This is a genomic window from Haloarcula sp. KBTZ06, assembly GCF_048595605.1.
GTDB lineage: Archaea > Halobacteriota > Halobacteria > Halobacteriales > Haloarculaceae > Haloarcula > Haloarcula hispanica.
In genome coordinates this window covers 1,369,644-1,392,278 of the sequence record NZ_CP184337.1, presented here as the reverse complement: position 1 = coordinate 1,392,278, position 22,635 = coordinate 1,369,644, and the positions used below count along the sequence as shown (strand labels likewise).

Below are 22,635 nucleotides of genomic sequence, written 5' to 3'. Positions count from 1 at the left end.
CCACCCCTGTGATTATTTACCATGACACATTCAAACGACGGACGGAGGTAACCGAATGAGTACAGAAACCGGCCGTGAATCCAGACGCTCGGGGGCACTCGTCAGCGTGATGCGGTGGATGGAGAACCTCAGCGACACGCAGTACGCGTATCTGCTGTTGGTGCCCGTGTTCGTCCTTCTGGGCATCGTCGCGCTGTACCCGCTGTTGCGCACCTTCGAGCTGTCGCTGTTCGCGCTCTCGGCGGACTTTTCAAGCACTACCTTCGTCGGCGCTGGGAACTACGTCGAACTGTTCACTGGCGAAAAGAACCGGTACCTGCCGGGCGGAACGACATTCCTTCCCGAAGGAGTTGGCACGAGTGCATTGCTGAACAGCGCGCTGGTCGTCACGATAATCTTCGCCGTCGTGAGTGTACTGTTCGAGACACTCATCGGCCTCGGACAGGCACTCATCCTCGACCAGGACTTCTACGGGCGGCGGTGGATTCGCGCGGCCATCATCATCCCGTGGGCTGTCCCTATCGTTATTCAGGGGATGATATTCTTCCTGATGTTCAATTCGAACGTCGGGTTCCTGACGCCACCGCTTGCTGACCTTGGATTGCTCGCGCCGACGAACACGCTCAACGACACGGCAAGTGCGACGTTTATCATCATCGTCGCCGATATCTGGAAGACGTCGGCGTTCATGGCCCTGCTCATTTTGGCGGGGCTCCAGAGCATCGACAGAGGCCTGTACGACGTGGCGAAGGTCGCCGGCGCGACGAAATGGCAGCAGTTCAAGCTCATTACGTTTCCGCTTATTCTGCCGACCATCGGCGTCGCCGTGCTGTTCCGGTCGGTGCAGGCGATGCGTGTGTACGGCATCATCGATACGGTGTCGAGCTGTACCGTCGTGCCGTCGCTGTCATGCATGGTCGTCGCGACGTTCACCACCCGTGAAGGGACGTCCGCGGCCATCGCGTTCGTGACGGCCGCCATCATCGGGACGGTCGTAATGGGACTCATCGTCTGGCAAGGGGAGGACGCGATCTAACATGGCAACGCCAACCGACACCCAGGAGCAGTCGAGCGACGGACCGCTACAGCGCTGGACCCAGAGCGCCATCCAGGACCCGGAAAAAGTGTACCGGGCGCTGTTCTACGCGGCGATGGTGTTTTTCCTGGTGACGACGCTGTTCCCCTTCTACTGGCTCATCGTGCTGGCGGTGACCCCCGAGGGGAACCTGCTCTCGGGCAGTTTCCTCCCGACAGTAAACCTCTTTGGCGTCAGCGGGACGTTCCCGCTGCCGGTTCCGAAGGGCTTCAACCCGGGCGCGTTCGTCACGGTCTTCGAACAGGTGCCGTTCCACCTGTACATGCTGAACAGCTTCGCGCTGGCGGTCACGACGACGGTCATCGTCCTGTTCGTCGCCAGCCTCGCCGGCTACGTGTTCGGCCGACTTCGGTTCCCCGGCCGCGCACTGCTGATGCTCGGTATTCTGGCGATCAGCTACTTCCCGCCGGCCGCGTTCGTCATCCCGCTGTTTCAGGCGTTCGCCGGCAACGCCCCGATTACAGTGCCGTTCACGTCCATCCCGCTGTTTACCCCGCCACGGATGCTGAACACCCCGGGATCGATGGTGCTGCCGTTCAGTGCGCTGTTCATGCCGCTGTCTATCTTCATCCTGACGACGTTCTACGGCCAGATTCCCGACGGGCTGGAGGACGCCGCACGGGTCGAAGGAACGACGCGACTGGGCGCGCTGTTCCGGGTCATCATGCCGCTGTCTGCGCCGGGCGTGGCGACCGCGGCCGTGCTGACGTTCATCGCCGTCTACAACGAGTACTTCTTCAGCTCGATCATGGCGACCTCGCCGGAGGCGGCCAAGTGGTCGCCTATCGTCGGCGGGATTCTCAGCTACCAGACCCAGTACACCACGCAGTTCAACCTCATGGCGGCGGCGAGTATCGTCGGGGTCCTCCCCGTCGTCATTCTCGTGATTGTCGCACAGGAACGCATCGTCAGCGGACTGACCTCAGGCGCACTCAAGGAGTAACACAATGGCAAGAGTACGACTCGAACACGTAACGAAGCGCTACGACGACCAGGGTGACGTGGTCACCGCGGTCGACGACATGAACCTTGACATCGACCACGGCGAGTTCATCTGTTTCGTCGGCCCCTCGGGCTGCGGGAAGTCGACGACGATGGAGACCATCGCCGGGCTCACCATCCCGACCGAGGGCGAGATATATATCGGCGACCGCGAGGTGACGAACCTCCCGCCGAAGGACCGCGGCATCGCGATGGTGTTCCAGAACATCGCGCTGTTCCCGCACATGGACGTGTACGACAACATCTCCTTCGGGCTGCGGCTGCGGGACTACCCGCAAGACGAGATTGACCGCCGCGTCGAGCGGGCCGCGGACATCGTCCAGCTAGAGGGAATGCTCAACCGGATGCCCGAAGAGATGTCCGGTGGACAGCGTCAGCGCGTCGCCATCGCCCGCGCTATCGTGCGTGAGCCCGACGTGTTCCTGATGGATGAGCCGCTGGCGAACCTCGACGCGAAGCTCAAGGTCCATATGCGGACGGAGCTTCAGCGCCTGCACAAGGAACTGGACACGACGATCATCTACGTGACCCACGACCAGGAGGAGGCGATGACGCTATCCGACCGCATCGCCGTCCTCGATTCGGGGCAGCTCCAGCAGATCGACCCGCCGCTGACCTGTTACAACGAGCCGGACAACCTCTTTGTCGCCGGGTTCATCGGCTCGCCGTCGATGAACTTCGTCGAGGGGACAGTCACCGAGACCACACTTGAGACGCCGAACTTCTCCCTCGAATTCAATCCGTCGTCCATCGAAGGCGTCGGAGTCGGTGACGACGTGACACTCGGCATCCGCCCGGAGGACATCTACCCGGGCGAATTCAAGTCAGAGGTCCCCGACCCGTCGGGAATGATTACGGCGACGACCGACATTCTCGAACCGATGGGTGACGAGATATTCGCCTACCTGCTGCTGGGCGACGGCGAAACGTCGATGTCTCAGGAACTGGCGACGAACGACCAGTTGCTGATGAGCATCGATCCCGACTCGGACCTCGAAGAGGACGACGAGATCGGGGTCGTCATCGACCGACGGAACGTCCACCTGTTCGACTCGGCCACCGGCGACGCGATCGTCCATGACCTCATCCCGTACGAGGCCGAAGGCACTGCATCCAGTAGCGAAGTAGAGTCAGACGACTGATATGAGCAGCCACCTCGCGATGCTGTACTGGAGCGGGATGCTCGTGCTGTTTTTCTTCTGGGCGTACGGTATCGTGTCGTTTATCCTGGACCTGAAGAACAAAATCGTCCCCGGCATCATCCAGTATCGGCGCGGTCGACGCCGTGAGAAGGCAAAGCAGGAACAGGAAGAGGAACGCGAAGAGCGTGAAAAGCAGTTGTATTAACCCGACACCGGGTGCAGACTTCGAGAGACATGACTGAGACCGTTCGGATAGGCATCATCGGACTGGGGAACATCGCGGACATCCACTGTACCAACCTCCGACAGCTCGACCAGCCGGTCTCGATAGCGGCGGGCGTCGATGTCGACGCCGACGCGCGCCGCCGGTTCGCCGAGACGTACGACGCGGCGGTGTACGAGGAAGCCGCGGCGATGTTCGAGACGGTGGATGCCGTGCTGGTGACGACACCGAACAAGTTTCACGAACAGTACGTCGTCGCAGCCCTTGAGGCAGGGCTAGACGTGCTCGTCGAGAAGCCGCTGGCCCACACGCTCGAAAGCGCCGAGCGGATCGCCGCGGCCGCCGACGCGGCCGACGGGTTCTGCATGGTCGGCTTCCACAACCGGTTCGCCGACCCGGTCCAGACGCTTGTGGGCTACCGCGATGCGGGCGATATTGGCGAGGTGTCTCACATCGAAGCGAACTACATCAGGCGTCGCGGCGTCCCCGGCCGGGGGTCGTGGTTCACGCGCAGCGACGTGGCTGGCGGCGGGTCGCTCATCGATATCGGCGCGCACGCTATCGACCTGGCGCTGCACGTCGCCGACCATCCCGAGGTCGTCGAGGTGTCGGGCGACACCCGCGCTCAGTTCGGCGTCGACGAGGAGTACGCGTACGTCGAGATGTGGGGCGAGGATCACGGTGCGGCCGAGTTCAGCGTCGACGATTCGGCGAGCGCCTTCATCCGCTGTGGAGACGGGACAACGATCTCTCTGGAGGTCGCGTGGGCGACGAACCGGCCGGACAGCCAGGAGTACTACGTCCGCGGGACCGGGGCGGGCGCGAAACTCGACCTCGCGGACCAGTCGCTGACGCTGTTCGAAACCGCCGACACCGGCCGGATGCACCACCGGACGACCGACATCGAGACGCAACGGTCGGACCCACAGCACCGGGAACAGGCGCGGTTCGTCTCCGCAGTCAGAGACGGGACGCCGCCGTCGACGAACACCGTTGAACAGGCGCTTCGCGTCCAGCGTGTGATGGACGGAATCTACCGCTCCAGCGAGACTGGCACGGCCGTCAGTGTCGGTGAGGCAGAACCCTGAAGAAAGACTTAATCCCCAGTGTTCTCACTCTCTGCCTGGCATGAAAGTGATTGGTGTTACGCGGGACGACGACGGCCCACAGCTCTTAGAGCGGGAGCGACCGTCGCCTGACCCGGGCGAGGCACTCGTCCGGACGCTCCGCGTTGGTGTTGACGGCACAGACCACGAAGTCCTGAACGGGTCCCACGGCGGGTTCCCCGACGGGGCGGACCACATGGTTCTCGGACACGAGGCGGTCGGCGTCGTCGAAGAGCCCAATGGCACGGGGCTCGAGGCGGGGCAGGTCGTCGCGCCGACCGTCCGACGGAAACCGAACGGTGAGACGAACGACTACTTCCGCCGAGGTGAGCCTGATATGGCTCCGGACGGCGAGTACACGGAACGCGGCATCGTCGGTGACCACGGCTTCATGGCGGAGTACTTCACCTCGCCGGCGGATTTCCTCGTCCCGGTCCCCGAGTCAGTCGCGGAGCACGGCTTCCTCGTCGAGCCGCTCTCGATCACCGAGAAGGCCAACGAGCACGCCTACGCGACGCGGGAACCGTTCGACTGGCGACCGGAATCCGCCTGCGTGCTGGGCAACGGCTCGCTCGGCCTGCTGACGCTGTGGATGCTCGACCAGGAGTACGACCGGACCTACTGTGTCGGTCGGCGTGACCGACCCGACCCGACGGTCGACATCATCGACGAGATCGGCAGCACGTACGTCGATTCCCGCGAAACGCCGGTGGACGAACTCCCGGAGGCCTACGAGGCGATGGACTATATCTACGAGGCGACCGGGTTCGCCCCGCACGCGTTCCAGACGGTCAAGGCGCTCGACCAGAACGGAGTCGGCGTGTTGCTCGGCATCCCGGAGCCGTGGGAGTTCGAAGTCGACGGTGGTTCGCTACACAACGAGATCGTCCTGCACAACAAGTGTCTCATCGGCACGGTCAACTCACACGTCTCGCACTTCGAGGACGCCGTCGAGACCCTACAGGACCTTCCGGAGTGGCTGCTCGATGATCTGGTCACGACGGTTACCGACCCGGAACACGTCGAGGCGGCCTTCGAGGATGGGGACGACCAGATAAAGGCAGTCGTCGAGTTCGATTCGCTGTAACCCTCGGGCCGGACCGCGCCCGAGCTTTTTCACGGCAGTTTGGCCTGAACACCCCCCATTTAGACGGGGATATGTCGGTATATGTAAGATAGTAGATGTAAGATTGTGAGGTATTTACTCGCATTCGATTAATTTCTTTCTCCACTCAAACCCGAAGAATCGTGGGATATAGATGATTTATCGGGACCGACCCGAATGTCAAATGCTGATTTTCGCTATACAGAAGTATTAAGTGCGAATCTTCAATAAGGAATTATGAGGTATTGGTGCAACCATGGCTGATGACAATTCAAACAGACGGTTGACGCGGCGTAACGCTCTTCGGATTGCTGGTGCAGCAGGTGCGGCCTCGCTGGCTGGCTGCGGTGGGAGTGACGGCGGTGACGGCAGCAGCGGCGATGGCAGCAGCGGCGACGGTAGTGACGGCAGCAGTGGTGACGGCAGCAGCGACGGCGGCAGTACTGACAGCGGGACACAGTACAGCACACTTGAAGTCGCCCACTGGTGGGGCGAGGGCGACGGACTGGAAGCGATTCAGTCCGTAATGGATGCGTTCAAGGAGCAACACCCGGACGTCCCGTTCGACGAGAACCTCATCGCCGGCGGTGCGGGTGAGAACCTGCAGGCGAACATCCGGACACGGGTGCAGAACGGCAACCACCCGAGTACGTGGCAAGCCTGGCCCGGAAACAATCTGCTCCCCTTCACCGATGCGAACCTGCTGAAGGATATCGGCGACTCCGTGTGGTCAGAGAACAGCATGGAGGACGCCTACCTTCAGGGCGTCAAGGACGCGGCCCAGCCCGCTGGGAACTACGTGACGGTGCCGCTCAACATCCACCGGATCAACAACCTCTTCTACAACGTCGAGGTCGTCGAGGACGCCGGGGTCGATCCGGCCTCCCTCGAAACGCCGTCTGACCTCGTCGACGCGATGGCGACGGTCAACGATGCCGGCTACACCGGAATGGCACACCAGACCGGGTCGCCGTGGTCCAGCTTCCAGATGTTCGCGACTGTCCTCCTCGGCGAAACGGACGCCGAGACCTACAGCGCTATCTTCGTCGACGGTGAGGTCGACGCCAACAGCGACGCGCTCGAGTCGGCAGTCGAGACGACGCAGTCCTATCTCGACTACATCCCGAGCGACGCTGGTTCGATTTCCTGGACCGAGGCCAACAATCAGGTCATCAACGGCGAAGCGGCGTTCCTCCACCAGGGTGACTGGGCGGCCGGAACGTACCTCACGAACGACCTGACGTACGGCGAGGAGTGGGACCATGTGACATTCCCGGGAACCGACGGCTACTATGCCCTCAACATGGACTCGTTCCCGTATCCGGTCAACAACCCGTCCCCGGAAGCGACCACGCTGTGGTGCCAGTTCGTCGGGACGACGGAGGCACAGGAGATCTTCAACCCGAAGAAGGGGTCGATTCCGCCGCGGACCGACGTCAACACCGACCCGTTCAACGACTTCTCCAAGGACCAGATAGAGGACTTCCAGAACAGCGAGGCCCAGCCGCCGTCCGTCGCGCACGGTCTGGCCGCACCGCCGGCAGTCAAGTCCTCGCTCGAATCCGCTATCTCATCGCTGAACTCCGGTGCTGCGCCCGCGGACGTCGTCTCCCAGATTTCCAGCGCCTACTAATAACCCAGCGACAGCACGCAGTTTTTTTGCCGTGTCGACTCGAACGATCGGAGTCACAGGAGTAGGCAGCCGCTGTGACGGGACAACCAACAGTAGCACAGAGTCACATGACTGGTTCTGAAACTGGCTGCTGAATAGAGTGCCGAAGTTCTTAGTACTCGACTCGCAAACGCTCCACTATGTCTAGTGACGACTTGGAAGCATCGCTCGAACAGGTAATTGCGCGGTTCAATCTCGGCGAGTACGAGATTTCAGCCTACCTGGCCGTGTTGCAACACGGTGAGCTGACAGCGTCGGAGATCTCGGAGAACACGGACATTCCACAGCCGCGGGTGTACGATACGGTCCGGAGCCTCAGCGACGTCGGACTCGTCGAACTCAAGGAGTCCCGGCCGATGAAGGTCCTGGCTATCGATCCTCGGGAAGCCTTCGAGGGGATTCAAGACTCGCTTGATGACCTCGTCGACGACCTGTCTTCGCGCTACACGGCCCCCGCACGGGAGCCGGAAGCCGTCTCGCTCGTCAAATCCCGGCCGACGATACTCCGGTACCTCGAAGACATCATCGAGACGGCCGAGTACGAACTGACGCTGTCGCTGACCCCGGCCCTGCTAGAGCGGTTCGAAGACAGACTCGCGGCCCGGAAGCAGTCCGGCATCGCTATTGAAATTCTCATTTCACCGGGTGTGGACGCTCCCGACCCAGCGCGGTTCGATTACGAGTCCATCGCGACCACGGTGAAGGCCCGCCGCGGTATCACGACACCGGTCGTCGCCGTCGCCGATGGGAACTACTCGATGTACGCCACCCGCGAGAGCGTCCGCGGCGACACAGACAGATACGGCGTCATATTCAATCGGTCGGAACTCGGGTTTCTGGTGTCCGGGTTCCTCAACACGGTGCTGTGGACAACGGCCGAAACGATTGCCAGCGACGGGGACGGGCTGCCGTTCCCGCGCCGCTACGGGACGATCAGGCGCTGTATCTCTGACTTGATGACATTGGACGGGGAGTTCTACGCGACTATCGAGGGGCGGGACGTGGAAACGGGCGACCACCGGGTCGTCGAGGGCAAGGTGGACCAGGCGTCGTTCAGTTCGAACCGCGAGGTCGCGACGCTGGTCGTCGAGACGGCCGAGGGGCCGGTAGAAGTCGGTGGACAAGTCGCTGCGTTCGAGGATATGGAGGCGTACGAGATCCGGATCGGAACGGACGAACCGCCCGAGAACTGACACTGTCGGCTGTAGCTGTTTCTCACGGTGACCGCCTGACTACAGACGGTCGATACGGAACCGGCGGACGGAGTCCGAAGTAAACAGACGCGGCTGGACGAGACGACAGCGGAGACAATGAGCACCGTGGGCGGGCAACCCACGGTGATTGCATGACCCTTCGGGCTGGCGAGGTATGTCAGAGGCACGATATCGCCTGGCCCGAACGTGGCAGTTCCACAAGACCAACGTGCTCCATTGCGTTCAGCGGGGACGTGGTCTTACGTGGACAGCAACTGTGTCTGTGTCACGAGCGGTAAAAAAGATGGACACATTGGCTGCAATAATATCCAATGCCCGAGAGAATAGTACAGCTTCCGGAGAGAATTCCATTACAAATGGAAACTGATATGTGCGAAAAATATGAGCTACAGTATATGGGGACAGTATGGGCGTAGAATCAGTTATTCAGTACGTCCGAACGTCGTCCGTCCGGACGGACATCATCGGCTCGCTGTGTCCCGGAGCCAAGGCCACCAACGAACTGCTGTCAGCGGTCACTGCGAGCGAGTCCGCGATATACGATGCGCTCTCGAACCTCGAAGGCCGCGGTCTGGTCACCTCGATGGATGACGGATGGCGACTCACCGGCACCGGCCGCCTCGTCGCGGATACGATTCACCGCCAGCAACGCCTCGAGGAACTCTTCGCCGTGGCCCCGCAGTACTGGGAGTCCCACGATACGTCAGTTCTACCACAGCCGTTCCGGTGTCGCCTCCCAGAACTCGACGAGTACACGGTCATCCGTGGCACGCAGACCGATATCAACCGCCCGGTCCGCGAAGTCGTCACCCGCGTCGAGAGCGTCCAGAACTGCGACGTGGTCTCGCCCGTCTACCACCCAGAGTACGAGGAAGCGATGCCAGATAGCCCCGACTCGAGACTGGTGGTAAGCTGTGCTGTCATCGACGAGATACTCGGCAAGGAGTCCGTCTCGCTCGATATGAATCGATACGAGGAGACGACCGTTCGTGTCACGGAGGTCCCGTACGCACTTGCCGTCGCCGACGACTGGATGATCCTGACGCTCCCAGAACTCGACGGAGCCTGGCCGTCGGCGAAAATCGTCTCCGAAACGGACAGCGCTATTTCGTGGGCACGGGACCTGTTTGCGCACCTCTGGACGGATGCAACCCCGATAGAAACGTATCTCGCCGACCGCTGATTTTGGCAAACCTAAACATTCAAGAACCGTGGGTTCTGACGGATGAGCAATGGCTATTCAGGGTTCACGGAGCGACGAACCGGCCGGCTACACCTTCGACGACCTCGCGGTCGTTATGGGCACGTACAACGAGGAAGAAGCAATCGGCACCGTGCTCGATGACATCGCTGCAGTGACTGACGGGCGCGCCGAAGTCGTCTGTGTCGACGGGTCCAGCGACCGGACACCGGAGATCGCCCGCGAGCACGGCGCTACAGTCATCCAACAGGAACCGCAGGGGTACGGCGTGGCAGTCCGCGAAGCCGTGCTGACACCGGACCGGCCGGTCGTCGTCACGACGGACTGCGACGACACGTATCCGATGGAACGTCTGCCCGATTTCCTCGCGGAAATAAACGACGGGGCCGACGTCGTCAGCGGTGACCGACTGTACTACGGGGCCGAACAGATGCCGGCGATGAACAAACTGGGGAACGAACTGTTCGCGCTACTCGCGAGCGTGCTCATGGGCAAGCGCGTCCACGACACGACGACTGGAATGCGCGCGTACCGCCGCGAGGTCCTCCAGAAGATCGTCTGGACCGAGAACACCGGACTCTCGGCCGAACTGCTCATGCGGCCGCTGATGCGTGGCTACGACGTGCGTGAGCGCCCCATCGCGTACGACGAGCGGAAAGGCGAGACGAAGCTCGACCCGTTCTCCGGCGGGGCCGCCATCGCGAAATCTATCGTCCGCGTTGCGCTCGAAGAACGGTTCCGGTAACACCGCCGAAGCAGTCGACGACGGGACCCGGCTTATCGGTCGTTCGGTGGCTGCTGATAGCTACCCGTTCCACCGGGGTGGCCCTGTGGATTCTCGATGCCGACGAGCTTACCGCCGGTCGGCGAACTGTACAGCGCGAACAGGAGGTCGTTGACGAGGTAGTAGCGGACGCGGTGCCTCGGGTCGCCATGTGGGTCCGGATCAGAGGCCTTGACCCCCATTCCCCGAAGCGTATCTTCTTTCGTCGCAGCATCGACCGCCACGAAGTCGGTGCCTTCCCACTCTCGGGTGTACGTGTCCAGAGCCGAAACCGCTGCCGCCATGGCTTCGGCTCGTTCGGGGTCTGCCTCGACCCGTCCGGCGACGTAGCTGTCGACGAATCCAGCGACGCCCGTCACCTCGCTCGGATAGACGATAGCGGCGACGGCACGGTACGTCTCGCGTTCGTGGTCCCCGAAGCTCGATTCGGAACTGGCGGCGTCGGCCTCGGCTGACTCGTCAGCATCGTCGCTTGTCGACCTGTCCCAGGCGAGCGCCGCCGCGCCGCCGGCGACGGTGACACCCGCCGCGCCGAGTGCTTTCAGTGCGTCGCGTCTGGTGAGTTCGTAGTCAGTCATCGGTGAGTCTCACGTATTCTCGCTTGTCGTGGTCGCGTTCATGCTGATGCCATCGCGATGCGTGCCCGGGACGTAGGCCGCTTCGCCGCCGCAGCGGCGCTGGTCCCGACAGACTTCGAGCCGCGGCGTCAGCGCCCGGACGCCCTCATCCGTCTGGTCGACCGGTAGCTCCGCCCGGTATTCGAACCCTGCACCGGTGCCGTAGTCGACGAACATAATCAGCGTCACCGTCCCGCTTTCCGGCGTCGGGACGCTGACCTGGTCGTCGATTCCGTCGCCGGTGAGTCGCGTCCGATTCCGGTCGGTCGAGAGCTGCAGATCCAGCCGGTCCGTTCCGGTAACTGTCGCGTAGTCGTTCTCACCCTCGCTCGTGAGCCGGATCGAGACCAGCGCGGCCTGCTCCGGAACCGACGCCGACACGTCCGTTTGGACCGTCTCGCCCTCCGCGACCGACACCGGCTGGAGTCGCGGCTCGACGGGCAGCCCCAGATACGGGACCCACTCGCCGCGGAACACGTAGCGGTAGTAGGTCCGGTCGGGGTAGGCGTCGAGCACCTCGAACTGGCGGTGTTGCATCGCGTAGACGGTGTCGCCGTCGAAGCCGGGGTCGTTGCGAACCGACTGGAACGGGTGGTTGAGCCAGTCGCCATAGGGCGTGGGAAGCAGGACGAGGCTATTGTCGAGGTCACGCTGCTCGAATGGTTCGTAGGCCTGCTCTAGCTGCTGGGTCACCGCGTAGTTGTCCGAGACCGGCTCGGCCGCCGTCGCGACGGCCGCGCCGCCGCCCAGCGCCGCGCCACACAGCGCCACCGCGAGCAGAACCGGACGGACGCGGTCGGCGCTGACCTGTTCGGTGACGAGTCGGCTCGTCCATCGAGCGACCGCAACGACGCCGACGGCACCGAAGGCCGTCAGCGGGACGAGCATGTCGACGTGGTAGAACGGCCCCAGGAAGGCGACCAGGCCGTCGGTCGGGTCCGAGAGGTCCCCGAGCATGTTCACGGTGCCCCAGAAGTAGCCGTTGCCGAGCGGGACCGTCAGGAGGACGCCGGCCAGCGCCGCCTGTCGACCATCTATCCCGCGGCGCACGGCAGCCCCGAGTCCGACGGCTGCAGCGAGCGTTCCCAGCGGCCCGGCGACGACCCACTGGGTGACGAGCTTCCAGAGGAGTTCGGCGTTCGCGTCCAGCGACATCGCTGGCGTGAACTCCCGAGAGTAGCCCAGAATCTCTCGGTAGCCGAAGCCCGGGCCGTCCTGCGGGGCGAACACCTCGTAGGGGAACAACAGCGCGGAGCCGGTGACGACGCGGTTGTATGCAAGCGTCGCGGCAACGCCGGTGAGCCCGCCGATGGCAGTCAGCGACAGTCGCGTGAACCGCGCCGGGTCGCGCGTCCGGAGCGACCACAGCGCGTGGGCGATGAACGGCGTCGCAAACAACACCGCCGTGTACGGCCGTGCGAAAAAGGCGATGCCGATCGCGAGCCCAGCACACGCCGCCGTCTTCCGGCTCCCCGTCCGGTCGGCGTGGAGATACGCCGCGGCGAAGCCGAGGTTCCAGAGCGTCGTCGGCACGTACGAGAGGAACACCGACGCCTCGACGAGGAACAGCGGCGATCCGAGCATGAGGACGGTCGCTACCACGCCGGTTCGAGCGTCGAATGCCTCACGGACGGTGTGGTAGGTCAGCGCCAGCACGCCGGTCGAAATCAGGCCGAGCGCAATGCGGTAGCCGCCGAGTAGTTTCCCGACGGCGAACATCGCCGCCGGAACCGGCGCGTATTTCGGATACAGCCGCTCGCCGTCGGCGACGAAAAACCACGGCCGGAACGACTCCTCGACCGGGGGGTAAATGAACAGTTGCCCCTCCAGCAACATCGCGGCCTGCTGGAGGTAGACGCCCTCGTCATGGTTGGTGGTGTGGTGCGGAAAAACGACGTGGGCAAGCGTGAAAACGGTGATCCCGCCCAGCAGCGCCACCAGCCCCGCCTGTACCCCCGGCCGGCGCAGTCGATTCATTCCGTCGGGTACCAGGCCAGGTCGTGGTCCGCGACCAAGTCGACCTCGACGGGCTGGCCCGGTTCGAACGTCTCGACGTGGTTGTGCATGCAGTGGACGACGTCGCCGCTGTGGAGCTCGACCCGGTAGACGAACGAGGGGCCGTTGTACTGGCGATGGACGACGTAGCCGTCGGCTTTGGACTCGTTCGTCGGCATCGCCTGCAGGTCGTCGGGCCGGACGAGCACGTCCACCATTGCGCCGTTGTACGCCGCAACTGGCCCGTTCAGCAGGTCCACGTCGAACGAGCCCAGCCCTGTCTCGATTTGGTCGTTAGTCACCCGGGCCGAGAGGAAACTCGCCTGGCCGAGGAAGCTCGCGACGAAGCGGCTCTCGGGGTTCTCGAACACTTCAGCGGGGTCGCCGATCTGAGCGATGGTCCCGTCGTTCATGATGGCGACGCGGTCGCTGATCGACAGCGCCTCCTCCTGGTCGTGGGTCACGGAGATGGCGGTGACGCCGGCCCGCTTGAGGATCTTGCGGACCTCCTCGCGCATCTCGACGCGCAGGCGCACGTCCAGGTTCGAGAACGGCTCGTCGAGCAGGAGGACGTCAGGCTCCGGGGCCAGCGAGCGCGCGAGCGCGACGCGTTGCTGCTGGCCGCCGGAAAGCTGGCTCGGCATCTTGTCGTGATGGGCCGACAGGTCGACCAGTTCGAGCAGTTCGTCGACCCGCTCTCCGACAGCGTCTTCCTCCATCTCGGTCAGGCCGAACGCGATGTTCTCGGCGACGGTGAGATGCGGGAACAGGGCGTAGTCCTGGAAGACGATACCGACGTTGCGCTCCTCGGGCTTCCGGAACGAGGTGCCGTCGGCGATGACTTCGTCGGCGATAGAGATTTGTCCGTCGGAGGGGCGTTCCAGCCCGGCAATCATCCGGAGCGTCGTCGTCTTGCCACAGCCCGAGGGACCAAGCAGCGTCAGCAGTTCGCCGTCTTTCACGTCGAGCGAGAGGTTCTCGACGGCGACTTCCTGCCCGTAGTCCTTGGATACGTCGTCGAGTTCCAGGACGGTCCGGTTCGGGTTCGCTACTGCTGCGTCCACGTCGTCGAAGTCCGATGTTTGCTGTGTGCGTGTTTGTCGAGACATTAGCTTGTGTCCTCCCGTCGAAGAATGACCAGCATGGAGAGTCCGGAAAGGCCAACGAGCACGAGGGCCGGGACCGCCGCCTGTCCGTAGTAGCCGGCACCCTGGACGAGCCAGATGTACGTGACGAAGGTTTCGAAGCCCGTCGGGCGTAACATCAGCGTTGCCGGCAATTCCTTCATGGTCGTCAGGAACACCAGCGCGGCCCCGGCGGCGATACCCGGCGCGACGAGCGGCAAGACGACTTTCCTGAACGCCGAGAGCGGGTGGTAGCCCAGCGACCGCGCCGCCTCGATGTACTGCGGGTCGACCTGCAGAATCGAGGATTCGGTCGTCCCGACGGCCTGCGGGAGGAACCGAATCACGTAGGCGAACACCAGCAGGATGACGCTCTGATACAGGAAGGGGACGTACCGGAGCCCAAGATACACCAGCGCGAGGCCGAGAACGACACCAGGGACCGCGTAGCCGACGTACGTGGCCCGCTCGGGAAGTGACGAAATACCCGACGTGCCCCGCGCGGCGAGGTACGCAATCGGGAGCGCCGCCACGACGCAGATAGCGGCCGCGGCGGCGGCCAGACCGACCGAGTTCCAGGCATAGGACGCCTCGAACGCGAAGCCACCGCCGCTGTAGCCCGTGCCGGAACGGAGGAGCCACTGGAGCAGGATACCGATGGGAAGCACCAGACACAGGGACGCGATGGCACCGCAAAACAGCAGTGCCGGGGCCTTCCAGTACCCGAGCCTGATGAGACCGGGCCGGCGCGAACCGCTGCTGACGTAGGCACCGTCCCGGCCCGCGCTGAGCCGCGATTCGACGGCGAGGATGCCGAGCGCCATCACGAGCAACAGCATCGAGAGCACGGAGGCGTAGTCCAGTCGGCGCGCGCCGAACTCGTTGTAGATCATCCGCGTGAACACGTCGTACTGCATAATCGCCGGCGTTCCGAAGTCAGAGAGCGCGTACAGTGCCACCAGCAGCGCGCCGGCGGCGATGCCTGGTGCGATCTGTGGTAGCGTGACGCGGCGGAACGCCTCCCAACGAGTGTGATTCAGCGTCCGGGCGGCCTCGACGACGGTCCCGTCGAACGACAGCAGCGACGCGCGCGTAGTCAGAAATACGTACGGGTACGTAAACAGTGTCAGGACGAGTATTGCGCCGTGCAGGCCGTATATCGTCGGGATTTGCTCGATACCGAGCGGCGAGAGCAGGTCCGCGAGGACGCCACGGGGGCCAAAGGCAGAGACGAACGCGAAGGCCCCGATGTAGCTCGGAACGACCAGTGGCAACGCGGACGTGATCGTCCAGAACCGTTTGAACGGCAGATCGGTCTGGGCGGTGAGAATCGCCAGCGGGACGCCGATGAGAATCGATGCGACAGTGACACCAGTCACCAGCGCCAGCGTGTTCAGCGTCACCGAGACGGTCGTGTCGCTTGTCAGCAATTCGACCGCACGCGCGAACTCGATTTCACCTGCCCTGAGAAAGATCCAAACCAGCGGTGCCAGTAACAGCAGCGAGATCGCCAGCGAGACCACTGCGAGCAGCGTGTGCGGCGACGAGTCTCGTTCCGACGTCGTCGCCTGCTCCCGAAGCCGCTCGTACCGGTCTTTTGTGCCCATATTAGAGGACGCCAGCGTCCCGAAGTAAGTCCACGGTTCCGGCCACGTCGGCCAGTTCGGTCAGGTTGATGTCCGGTGGGTTCAGGTCGTCGATGCGCGGCAGGTCGCCGACCGGTGCGACGCCCGGAATCATCGGATACGCGAACGTCCGGGTGGCGAAGAACTCCTGGGCCTCCGCCGAGAGAACGTGCCGGACGAAGTTCGACGCCAGGTCCGCGTTGTCGGTTCCGTCGATGATTTCCAGCCCCGAGACGTTGACGAGCGCGCCGGCGTCGCCCTCGGTGAACGCGAGGCCGATGGGCGAGTCGTCGCGGGCGGACTGGACCCGAAGCGTGTAGTAGTGGTTGGCGAAGCCGGCGGTGAGTTCACCGTCGGCGCAGGCGTTGGAAACGCGGAACTCGTCGTCGTAGGTAGTGATACCGTGGTCCTGCATCGCCTGGAGCCACGACATCGTCTCGTCGTCGCCGCGGATGAGCCGCATCGCGGTGACAAAGGACTGGAACGCGCCGTAGCTCGGTGCCCAGCCCATGCTGTTTTCCAGCGCAGCCGTTTCGGGGAACTCCTGAACTGTCGATGGGATGTCGGATTCGGAGATCTGGTTCGTGTTGTACGGGATCGCCCGGGCGCGACCGGCGATGCCAACCCAGCGGCCCTCGCTGTCCTGGTAGGCTTCGGGGACCGTCGAAAGGGCCTCTTCGGGGAGACTCGCGGTCGCACCGGCGTTGGCCACGGCACCGAGCGAACCGGCGTCGATGGACATGAACACGTCGGCGGGACTCGCGCCGGCCTCGTTTTCCTCGATAATCGTGTTCGCGAGGTCGCTGGAGGCTTCGAGCCGGTGGTTCGCCGTGAAGTCCGGATAGAGCTGTTCGAGCAGATTGATGAGGTCGAGATACAGCCCGCCCTCGCCACCGCCGAGATACAGCGTCAGTTCGCCGCTGAGGTCCGGCAACTCCTCGATGGATGTGCCGCCGGGAGCGTCCCGCTGTTCCACCAGTGGGCCGGACCCACGGAAGTCCGAAAGGGAAATCTGCCCGACGCCGGTATCAGTTCCACCGTTGCTTCCACCCTCACCGCCATCGCCACCACCGAGAATGCCGGAACAGCCGGCAAGCGCTGTTGCGGCAGTCGCGCCGCCGAGAGCGAGGAAGCGCCGTCGAGACTGCGTCGCGTTACGTCCAGTCAGATCGTTAGAATCACTCATTGTTTGATTTAGGGTTGCCTAAACAACTTAGGCCTTTCTAGTCGTCGGCGGTCGCGGGGACCTGTTCCGTCGCGGCGGCGTCCAGTTCGTCGAGACATTCCAGCCAGTCGAGCATGAACTCCCCGCAGTAGTTAAGGAAGGCACCGTTTTCCCAGTCGCTGAAATCGCCGTCGGCCATCGCTGTCCCGATTGCGTCGAACACTTCGGCGTAGGAGTCGGCGTCCGCGCCGGCCTCGTCAACGATCTCCCAGACGTGCTCGTTGAGTTCGAGCCCGTGGACCTCGTTGGTCAGGTCCGAGAACGTCGAGCGGGGCGCTTTGTTGTGCTCACAGAGGGGGTCGCCGTTGTAGATCTGCTTGCCGAGCACGTCACAGGCCCGCTTGAGGAACACGCCCGACCAGATGTCGTCGAAGCGGCCCACGTCCCACTCGTTGTCGTCCATCGGGAGCTGGTAGAACGCCGGAATCACTTCCCGGCGGAACGCGAGGTTCATCGAGCAGACGGTGAGGTACTGGCCCTTGGCGGCGACGAAGTCCTCGCCGAAGTCCGCCTCGCTCGTCCGGGTCTGGGCCTGTCCCTGGAGGTCGCCGTCCATCAGGATACGAACGGCGTCGAGGTCCGGTACGTTCGTCCAGAGGCCTTGAGAGGCGACCACATCGTCGACCTGCGTCGCTTCCGTCGAAACTTCCTCGTCCATCGCGGCGTAGGGGTAGCCGCGCGGGTAGAGACCGTGCTCGTCCTCGTTCTGGTAGAGCACGTTGACCCACTGCTCGTCGGAGCTGACCGTCTCTATCTCGCCCTCGAAGGACAGGTTCGACATGTGGGTCCCGAAGAAGTCTGCGTCCTCGTGTGGCAGCGTGTCATCGTCGATAAACACACCGTACTCGTAGTCGTTGGCCCACATGTAGAGGAGGCCAAACGACGTCTGCGCGTGGCTCGCTTCGGGGATAAGGTGCGAATACTCGCTCGCGCCGTGGTTCTCAAACCAGGTTTCGCGAGCAGTCCCGTCGTAGACGGCCCCGTCGACGCCCTCCTCGTCGAGCATCTGTTCCATCGCGTCGGTGTCACAGAAGTCCTCGGTGATGAGCACGACGAACAGTCGGTCCAGGTCGAACCCGTGGTTCCGGGCGTTCTGGAAGTACGAACGCATGCATTCGTGGTTTCGAATCGTCGGCACCATCACGCAGATGTCGGCTGTCATGTACTGGCCCTACCTCTTTAGGCCATCCTAAAAGATTTGGCGTTCTCACTTTGCTGCCCTCGTAGATCTGTTTTCCAGACATCATGTGTCCCGAAACCGGAACATCATTATATTCTAAATCTGACGTTTAATGTTGTATTAGGAGAACTATTATCTGGCTGTGCTTTGCCAGATTAGGTGATGAGCGTACGAAGCAACAGGGCTCCGATCAACCACAAATGAACCTGGATAATCAGACCTGTGTCGTCACCGGGTCCTCGCGCGGTATCGGCCGCGGAATCGCCAAAGACCTCGGTGCTCACGGGGCCAACGTCGTCGTAAATTACCGGTCCTCGGACGCGGAAGCCCGTGCCGTCGTCGAGGATATCCGCGAAAGCGGTGGCAATGCTATCGCGGCGCAGGCCGACGTGGCGAAACTCGATGAAGTCCGGGCGATGCGTGAGAGGGTGGCCGACGAGTTCGGTCCCACGGACGTGCTCGTCAACAACGCTGGTATCACCATCGACAAGAAATTCGAGAACATGACCCGTGAAGACTGGGAGACGGTTATCGACGTCAACCTGGGCGGCGTGTTCAACGGGACGAAGGCGTTCTACGACGACATCCGCGACGCCGAGCACGGCCGACTGATAAATATCTCTAGCGTCGTCGGCCAGCAGGGAAACATCGGACAGGCCAACTACGCGACGACGAAGTCCGGACTGTTCGGCTTTACGCGGACCCTAGCGCTCGAACTAGCACACACGGGCTCGACCGCGAACTGCGTCGCGCCGGGCTTTGTCAAGACCGATATGTTAGAGGAGGTGCCCGAACGCGTTCAAGAGAAGATTTTGCGGGAGATTCCGCTCGACCGGTTCGCACGCGTCGAAGACATCGCCGGCATCGTCAGGTTCGTCGCGAGCGAAGAATCGAGTTATATGACTGGACAGGTACTTGGCGTCAACGGCGGGATGGAGTGGTAGCATGAGTCAGCAGGAAGAACCAGAAGACGAGACCGCGCCCGACGACGCGGTCGAGGAGTTGCGACAGAAACGAGCCGAGGCCGAGCTCGGCGGCGGCGAGGCCCGTATCGAAGCCCAACACGAGAAGGGCAAGATGACCGCCCGCGAGCGCATCGACTTCCTCGTCGACGACGGCACGTTCAACGAAGTCGATCCGTTCGTCGAGCACCGGTCGACGAACTTCGGCATGGAGGAGAAGCGCTTCGCCGGCGACGCGGTCGTCACCGGCTACGGCGAGGTCGACGGTCGGAAGGTGTTCCTGTTCGCCCACGACTTCACCGTCCTCGGCGGCTCGGTCGGCGAGGTCGTCGCCGACAAGATCTGTAAGGTGATGGACCGGGCCATCGAAAACGGCGTCCCGGTCATCGGCCTCAACGACTCCGGCGGCGCGCGCATTCAGGAAGGTGTCGACTCGCTGGTGGGTTTCGCCAAGATTTTCGAGCGTAACACCAAGGCTAGTGGGCTCATCCCGCAGATTTCAGCCATCATGGGGCCGTGTGCCGGTGGAGCCACCTACAGTCCGGCACTGACTGACTTTACCTTCATGGTGCAGGACACCAGCCACATGTTCATCACCGGGCCGGACGTCATCGAGACGGTGACCGGCGAACAGGTGTCGAAGGAGGAACTCGGCGGTGCGGGCTCTCACTCTACCAAGTCCGGCGTCGCTCACTTCTCGTACCCGTCAGAGGAGGAAGCGCTCGAAAACATCCGCCGCCTCCTGTCGTACCTGCCGGCGAACAACATGGAGGACCCGCCGCGGGTCAAGCCGTGGGACGACCCCGACCGGGAAATTCCCGGCGTGACTGATATCGTCCCGTCGGCCCCGCGCAAGCCCTACGACATGACGAAAGTCATCGACGCCATCGTCGACGAGGACTCCTTCTTCGAGGTTCACGGCAACTGGGCGCGCAACGTCGTCGTGGGCTTCTCGCGGATGGACGGCCAGTCGGTCGGCGTCGTCGCCAATCAGCCACGCGTGAGCGCGGGGACACTCGACATCGACGCGGCGGAGAAAGCGGCCCGTTTCGTCCGCTTCTGTGACTCGTTTAATATCCCCATCCTCACGCTCGTCGACGTGCCCGGGTTCATGCCCGGCACCGACCAGGAGCACAACGGCATCATCCGGCGGGGCGCGAAGCTAATCTACGCCTACGCAGAGGCGACGGTGCCCCTGCTGTCGGTCGTCGTGCGGAAGGCCTACGGCGGTGCGTACATCGTCATGTCCTCGAAGTTCCTCGGCAGCGACGTGAACTACGCCTGGCCGGGGTCGGAGATGGCGGTCCTCGGTCCACGGGGCGCGGTCAACATCCTCTACCGGAACGAGATCGCGGACGCCGGCGACCCGGATGCCAAGCGTCAGGAACTGATGGACGAGTTCCGCGACGAGTTTGCCAATCCGTACGGGCCGGCGAAACGGGGCTATCTTGACGACGTCATCGAACCGAAAGAGACGCGCAAGCGCCTCATTCAGGACCTCGACCTCCTGCAGCGCAAGCGCGAGGACACGCCGCCGAAAGACCACGGCAATATCCCGCTGTAATATGGCGACTCGCAACACACCGCAGTCGGACGCGGAGACGCCGCCGCTTACCGATATCGAGGGCCCCGAGGACCTGTCGCTGTCGATACCGGCGGACGCGTCACAGGCAGAAGCAGCGGCTATCGCCGCTGTGATCAGCGCTCACCTGACCGACCGCCGGCGCGCTGCTAAAGCGTCATCGCAGCGCTCGACCGTCGAGTACGTGGACGAGTGGACGCTGGCCGGACGGCTGGCGAGCGTGGGCAAGCGCCGCCCCCCGAACGACGTCAAGCGGGGCGAGGAGTGGAAGGCGGCGGCGCGAGCGCGATACTAAGAGTCCGTAAACTCCTGCAGCACTTCGAGGTCGCGGGTGGTCCGCATGAACTCCGACAGCGCCCGTTCGGCCCCGCAGTCGTCACAGACGAACTGTGTCTCCGGAGCCGGGAGGTCGGACACTTGCTCTTCCCAGGCAACTGAACACGCCGGACATTGTAGTTGGAGCCAGGCCTCCTGCATATTTCGTGTGTGGTTAGCACACACGGATATACTTTGTGTGGATTCTCACTGTCGGGGGCTATGGTGCTGTTTGTCGATTCATGGCGTTTTTGGGCTACCTAAATATGGGAAGATTTAAACCATTTAGGCAAGCCTAAAAAGATATGAACCGACGAGAGTACATCGTTGCGACCGGTGTCGGCCTGGCAGGTGCCGTCGCCGGCTGCTCGGGTCAGTCCGAGGCCGGGAGCGGTGGTGACGGCGCGACTGATGACGCGACGGATTCCGGTACGACGACCGCGACAGCGACCACGGAACCGACGGAGTCGGGCTACTCCGTCGCGATGGAACCGGTGGGCGAGGTCACGTTCGAGGCAGTTCCGGAGGGCTGGGTCGCGAACAACGGGAGCTGGGCCGACATGGGGATCGCGCTCGGCCTCGACGCACCAGAGGGCGTCTGGCTCCCCTCCCGATACCACACTCAGTACTACGACGAGATCCCGGGCGTCAGCGTCGACGGGAGTTCGATCCAGAAGCTGTGGGGGGACAGCGGTGTCGGGAAAGAGCAGTTCTACGAGATAGACGCCGACATCCACGTCATGGACCCGAACTTCTTGCAGAGCCGCGGGTCCTGGGAACAGTCGGATATCGACGAAATCGAAACCCAGGTCGGTCCCTTCTTCGGGAACAGCATCTTCTCGACCGGCTACGAGTGGCACGACTACACCTACTACACGCTGTACGAAGCTTTCGAGAAACTGTCCCAGGCGTTCCAGCGGACCGACCGGTTCGAGGCGTTCCGGACTCTCCACGAAGAATTCCAGACGAGCCTGGAAGACCTCGTGCCGGACTCGGAGTCCGAACGGCCCGAGGTAGCTATCGTATGGGCCGGCAGCGACGAGCCCACCAGCTTCTCACCGTACCTCATCGAGGCCGGGACCAGCTTCAAACAGTGGCGAGACCTCGGGGTACGCGATGCCTTCGCGAAGACCGATGTCAGGGACTTCCACGCAGACCGCAGCAAGGTCGACTTCGAGACCCTGCTCGACATCGATCCGGAGTACCTGCTCCTGCGCGGACAGGAGAACAAAACGCGCTCGGAGTTCGAGGACACGGTCGTCAGCTTCCTCAAATCGGACCAGAGCGGAAGCGAACTGACGGCGGTACAGAACGGGAACGTGTATCGCGGTGGCCCGCTGTACCAGGGGCCGATAACGAGCCTGGTCCTCACGGAACGGGCCGCGTCGCAGGTGTACGACGTGGACCGGAACCTGTTCGACCGTCAGCGTGTCGCCGATATCGTCGCCGGAGAGCTGTAGGGCAC

General features: G+C 63.0%; 21 protein-coding genes. 14 read left to right on the top strand and 7 right to left on the bottom strand.

Annotation, left to right across the window (positions count from 1 at the left end):
* The first annotated feature begins 55 nt into the window (after positions 1 to 55).
* From ACNO8S_RS07340 to ACNO8S_RS07295, 10 genes are all read left to right on the top strand, one after another.
* The gene (locus ACNO8S_RS07340) at positions 56 to 1,036 is read left to right on the top strand and encodes a carbohydrate ABC transporter permease (RefSeq protein WP_420182727.1); all 981 of its coding nucleotides are present in this window, start codon (positions 56 to 58) and stop codon (positions 1,034 to 1,036) included.
* A gap of 1 nt (position 1,037) precedes the next feature.
* Positions 1,038 to 2,039, top strand: coding sequence for a carbohydrate ABC transporter permease (locus ACNO8S_RS07335; protein WP_008309125.1), 1,002 nt, complete (start codon positions 1,038 to 1,040; stop codon positions 2,037 to 2,039).
* Between the two features lie 4 nt (positions 2,040 to 2,043).
* Positions 2,044 to 3,240 (top strand): ABC transporter ATP-binding protein, encoded by a 1,197-nt coding sequence (locus ACNO8S_RS07330; protein ID WP_014040381.1) that lies wholly within the window; start codon positions 2,044 to 2,046, stop codon positions 3,238 to 3,240.
* 1 nt (position 3,241) lies between these two features.
* A complete protein-coding gene (locus ACNO8S_RS07325) occupies positions 3,242 to 3,445 on the top strand; it encodes a hypothetical protein (RefSeq protein ID WP_014040380.1) in 204 nt (67 codons plus the stop codon).
* Between the two features lie 29 nt (positions 3,446 to 3,474).
* Positions 3,475 to 4,551, top strand: a complete 1,077-nt coding sequence (locus ACNO8S_RS07320; protein ID WP_129755167.1) for a Gfo/Idh/MocA family protein — start codon at positions 3,475 to 3,477, stop codon at positions 4,549 to 4,551.
* A 40-nt stretch (positions 4,552 to 4,591) separates the two neighbouring features.
* Positions 4,592 to 5,656, top strand: a complete 1,065-nt coding sequence (locus ACNO8S_RS07315) for a glucose 1-dehydrogenase (protein WP_050038076.1) — start codon at positions 4,592 to 4,594, stop codon at positions 5,654 to 5,656.
* 274 nt (positions 5,657 to 5,930) lie between these two features.
* Entirely contained in the window at positions 5,931 to 7,307 is a 1,377-nt protein-coding gene (locus ACNO8S_RS07310; protein ID WP_023843263.1) for an ABC transporter substrate-binding protein, read from the top strand.
* 179 nt (positions 7,308 to 7,486) lie between these two features.
* Positions 7,487 to 8,539: an HTH-type sugar sensing transcriptional regulator TrmB gene (gene trmB, locus ACNO8S_RS07305; RefSeq protein ID WP_014040376.1), complete on the top strand. Its 1,053-nt coding sequence runs from the start codon at positions 7,487 to 7,489 to the stop codon at positions 8,537 to 8,539.
* 427 nt (positions 8,540 to 8,966) lie between these two features.
* On the top strand, positions 8,967 to 9,743 hold the full coding sequence (locus ACNO8S_RS07300; protein ID WP_014040375.1) for a helix-turn-helix transcriptional regulator: 777 nt from the start codon (positions 8,967 to 8,969) through the stop codon (positions 9,741 to 9,743).
* Between the two features lie 49 nt (positions 9,744 to 9,792).
* Positions 9,793 to 10,506: a dolichyl-phosphate hexose transferase gene (locus ACNO8S_RS07295; RefSeq protein WP_014040374.1), complete on the top strand. Its 714-nt coding sequence runs from the start codon at positions 9,793 to 9,795 to the stop codon at positions 10,504 to 10,506.
* A 32-nt stretch (positions 10,507 to 10,538) separates the two neighbouring features.
* On the opposite strand, the gene ACNO8S_RS07290 is transcribed toward ACNO8S_RS07295, so the two are convergent.
* The 6 genes from ACNO8S_RS07290 to ACNO8S_RS07265 are packed head-to-tail and all read right to left on the bottom strand — an operon-like array spanning position 10,539 to position 18,293.
* On the bottom strand, positions 10,539 to 11,123 hold the full coding sequence (locus ACNO8S_RS07290; protein WP_014040373.1) for a gluconate 2-dehydrogenase subunit 3 family protein: 585 nt from the start codon (positions 11,121 to 11,123) through the stop codon (positions 10,539 to 10,541).
* Positions 11,124 to 11,132: 9 nt separating this feature from the next.
* Positions 11,133 to 13,139: an ArnT family glycosyltransferase gene (locus ACNO8S_RS07285; protein ID WP_420182726.1), complete on the bottom strand. Its 2,007-nt coding sequence runs from the start codon at positions 13,137 to 13,139 to the stop codon at positions 11,133 to 11,135.
* On the bottom strand, positions 13,136 to 14,266 hold the full coding sequence (locus ACNO8S_RS07280; RefSeq protein WP_151146251.1) for an ABC transporter ATP-binding protein: 1,131 nt from the start codon (positions 14,264 to 14,266) through the stop codon (positions 13,136 to 13,138). The genes ACNO8S_RS07285 and ACNO8S_RS07280 overlap by 4 nt, the downstream gene beginning before the upstream one ends.
* A complete protein-coding gene (locus ACNO8S_RS07275) occupies positions 14,266 to 15,888 on the bottom strand; it encodes an ABC transporter permease (protein ID WP_014040370.1) in 1,623 nt (540 codons plus the stop codon). The genes ACNO8S_RS07280 and ACNO8S_RS07275 overlap by 1 nt, the downstream gene beginning before the upstream one ends.
* Before the next feature lies 1 nt (position 15,889).
* Positions 15,890 to 17,092 (bottom strand): extracellular solute-binding protein, encoded by a 1,203-nt coding sequence (locus ACNO8S_RS07270; protein WP_225308105.1) that lies wholly within the window; start codon positions 17,090 to 17,092, stop codon positions 15,890 to 15,892.
* 37 nt (positions 17,093 to 17,129) lie between these two features.
* Positions 17,130 to 18,293 (bottom strand): hypothetical protein, encoded by a 1,164-nt coding sequence (locus tag ACNO8S_RS07265; RefSeq protein ID WP_014040368.1) that lies wholly within the window; start codon positions 18,291 to 18,293, stop codon positions 17,130 to 17,132.
* Between the two features lie 218 nt (positions 18,294 to 18,511).
* Here ACNO8S_RS07265 and ACNO8S_RS07260 point away from each other — a divergent pair, with 218 nt between their 5' ends.
* Genes ACNO8S_RS07260 through ACNO8S_RS07250 form a run of 3 tightly spaced genes read left to right on the top strand, consistent with a single transcriptional unit; the run spans position 18,512 to position 21,150 of the window.
* Entirely contained in the window at positions 18,512 to 19,255 is a 744-nt protein-coding gene (locus ACNO8S_RS07260) for a beta-ketoacyl-ACP reductase (RefSeq protein WP_420182725.1), read from the top strand.
* 1 nt (position 19,256) lies between these two features.
* Positions 19,257 to 20,837, top strand: coding sequence for an acyl-CoA carboxylase subunit beta (locus tag ACNO8S_RS07255; protein WP_420182724.1), 1,581 nt, complete (start codon positions 19,257 to 19,259; stop codon positions 20,835 to 20,837).
* A gap of 1 nt (position 20,838) precedes the next feature.
* Positions 20,839 to 21,150, top strand: a complete 312-nt coding sequence (locus ACNO8S_RS07250) for a hypothetical protein (protein WP_050038072.1) — start codon at positions 20,839 to 20,841, stop codon at positions 21,148 to 21,150.
* Here ACNO8S_RS07250 and ACNO8S_RS07245 read toward each other — a convergent pair.
* Positions 21,147 to 21,332, bottom strand: a complete 186-nt coding sequence (locus ACNO8S_RS07245; protein WP_008309156.1) for a hypothetical protein — start codon at positions 21,330 to 21,332, stop codon at positions 21,147 to 21,149. The two genes, ACNO8S_RS07250 and ACNO8S_RS07245, sit on opposite strands and share 4 nt — an antisense overlap.
* A 143-nt stretch (positions 21,333 to 21,475) precedes the next feature.
* On the opposite strand from ACNO8S_RS07245, the gene ACNO8S_RS07240 reads away from it, so the two are divergent.
* Entirely contained in the window at positions 21,476 to 22,630 is a 1,155-nt protein-coding gene (locus ACNO8S_RS07240) for an ABC transporter substrate-binding protein (RefSeq protein ID WP_050038071.1), read from the top strand.
* Positions 22,631 to 22,635: the final 5 nt, after the last annotated feature.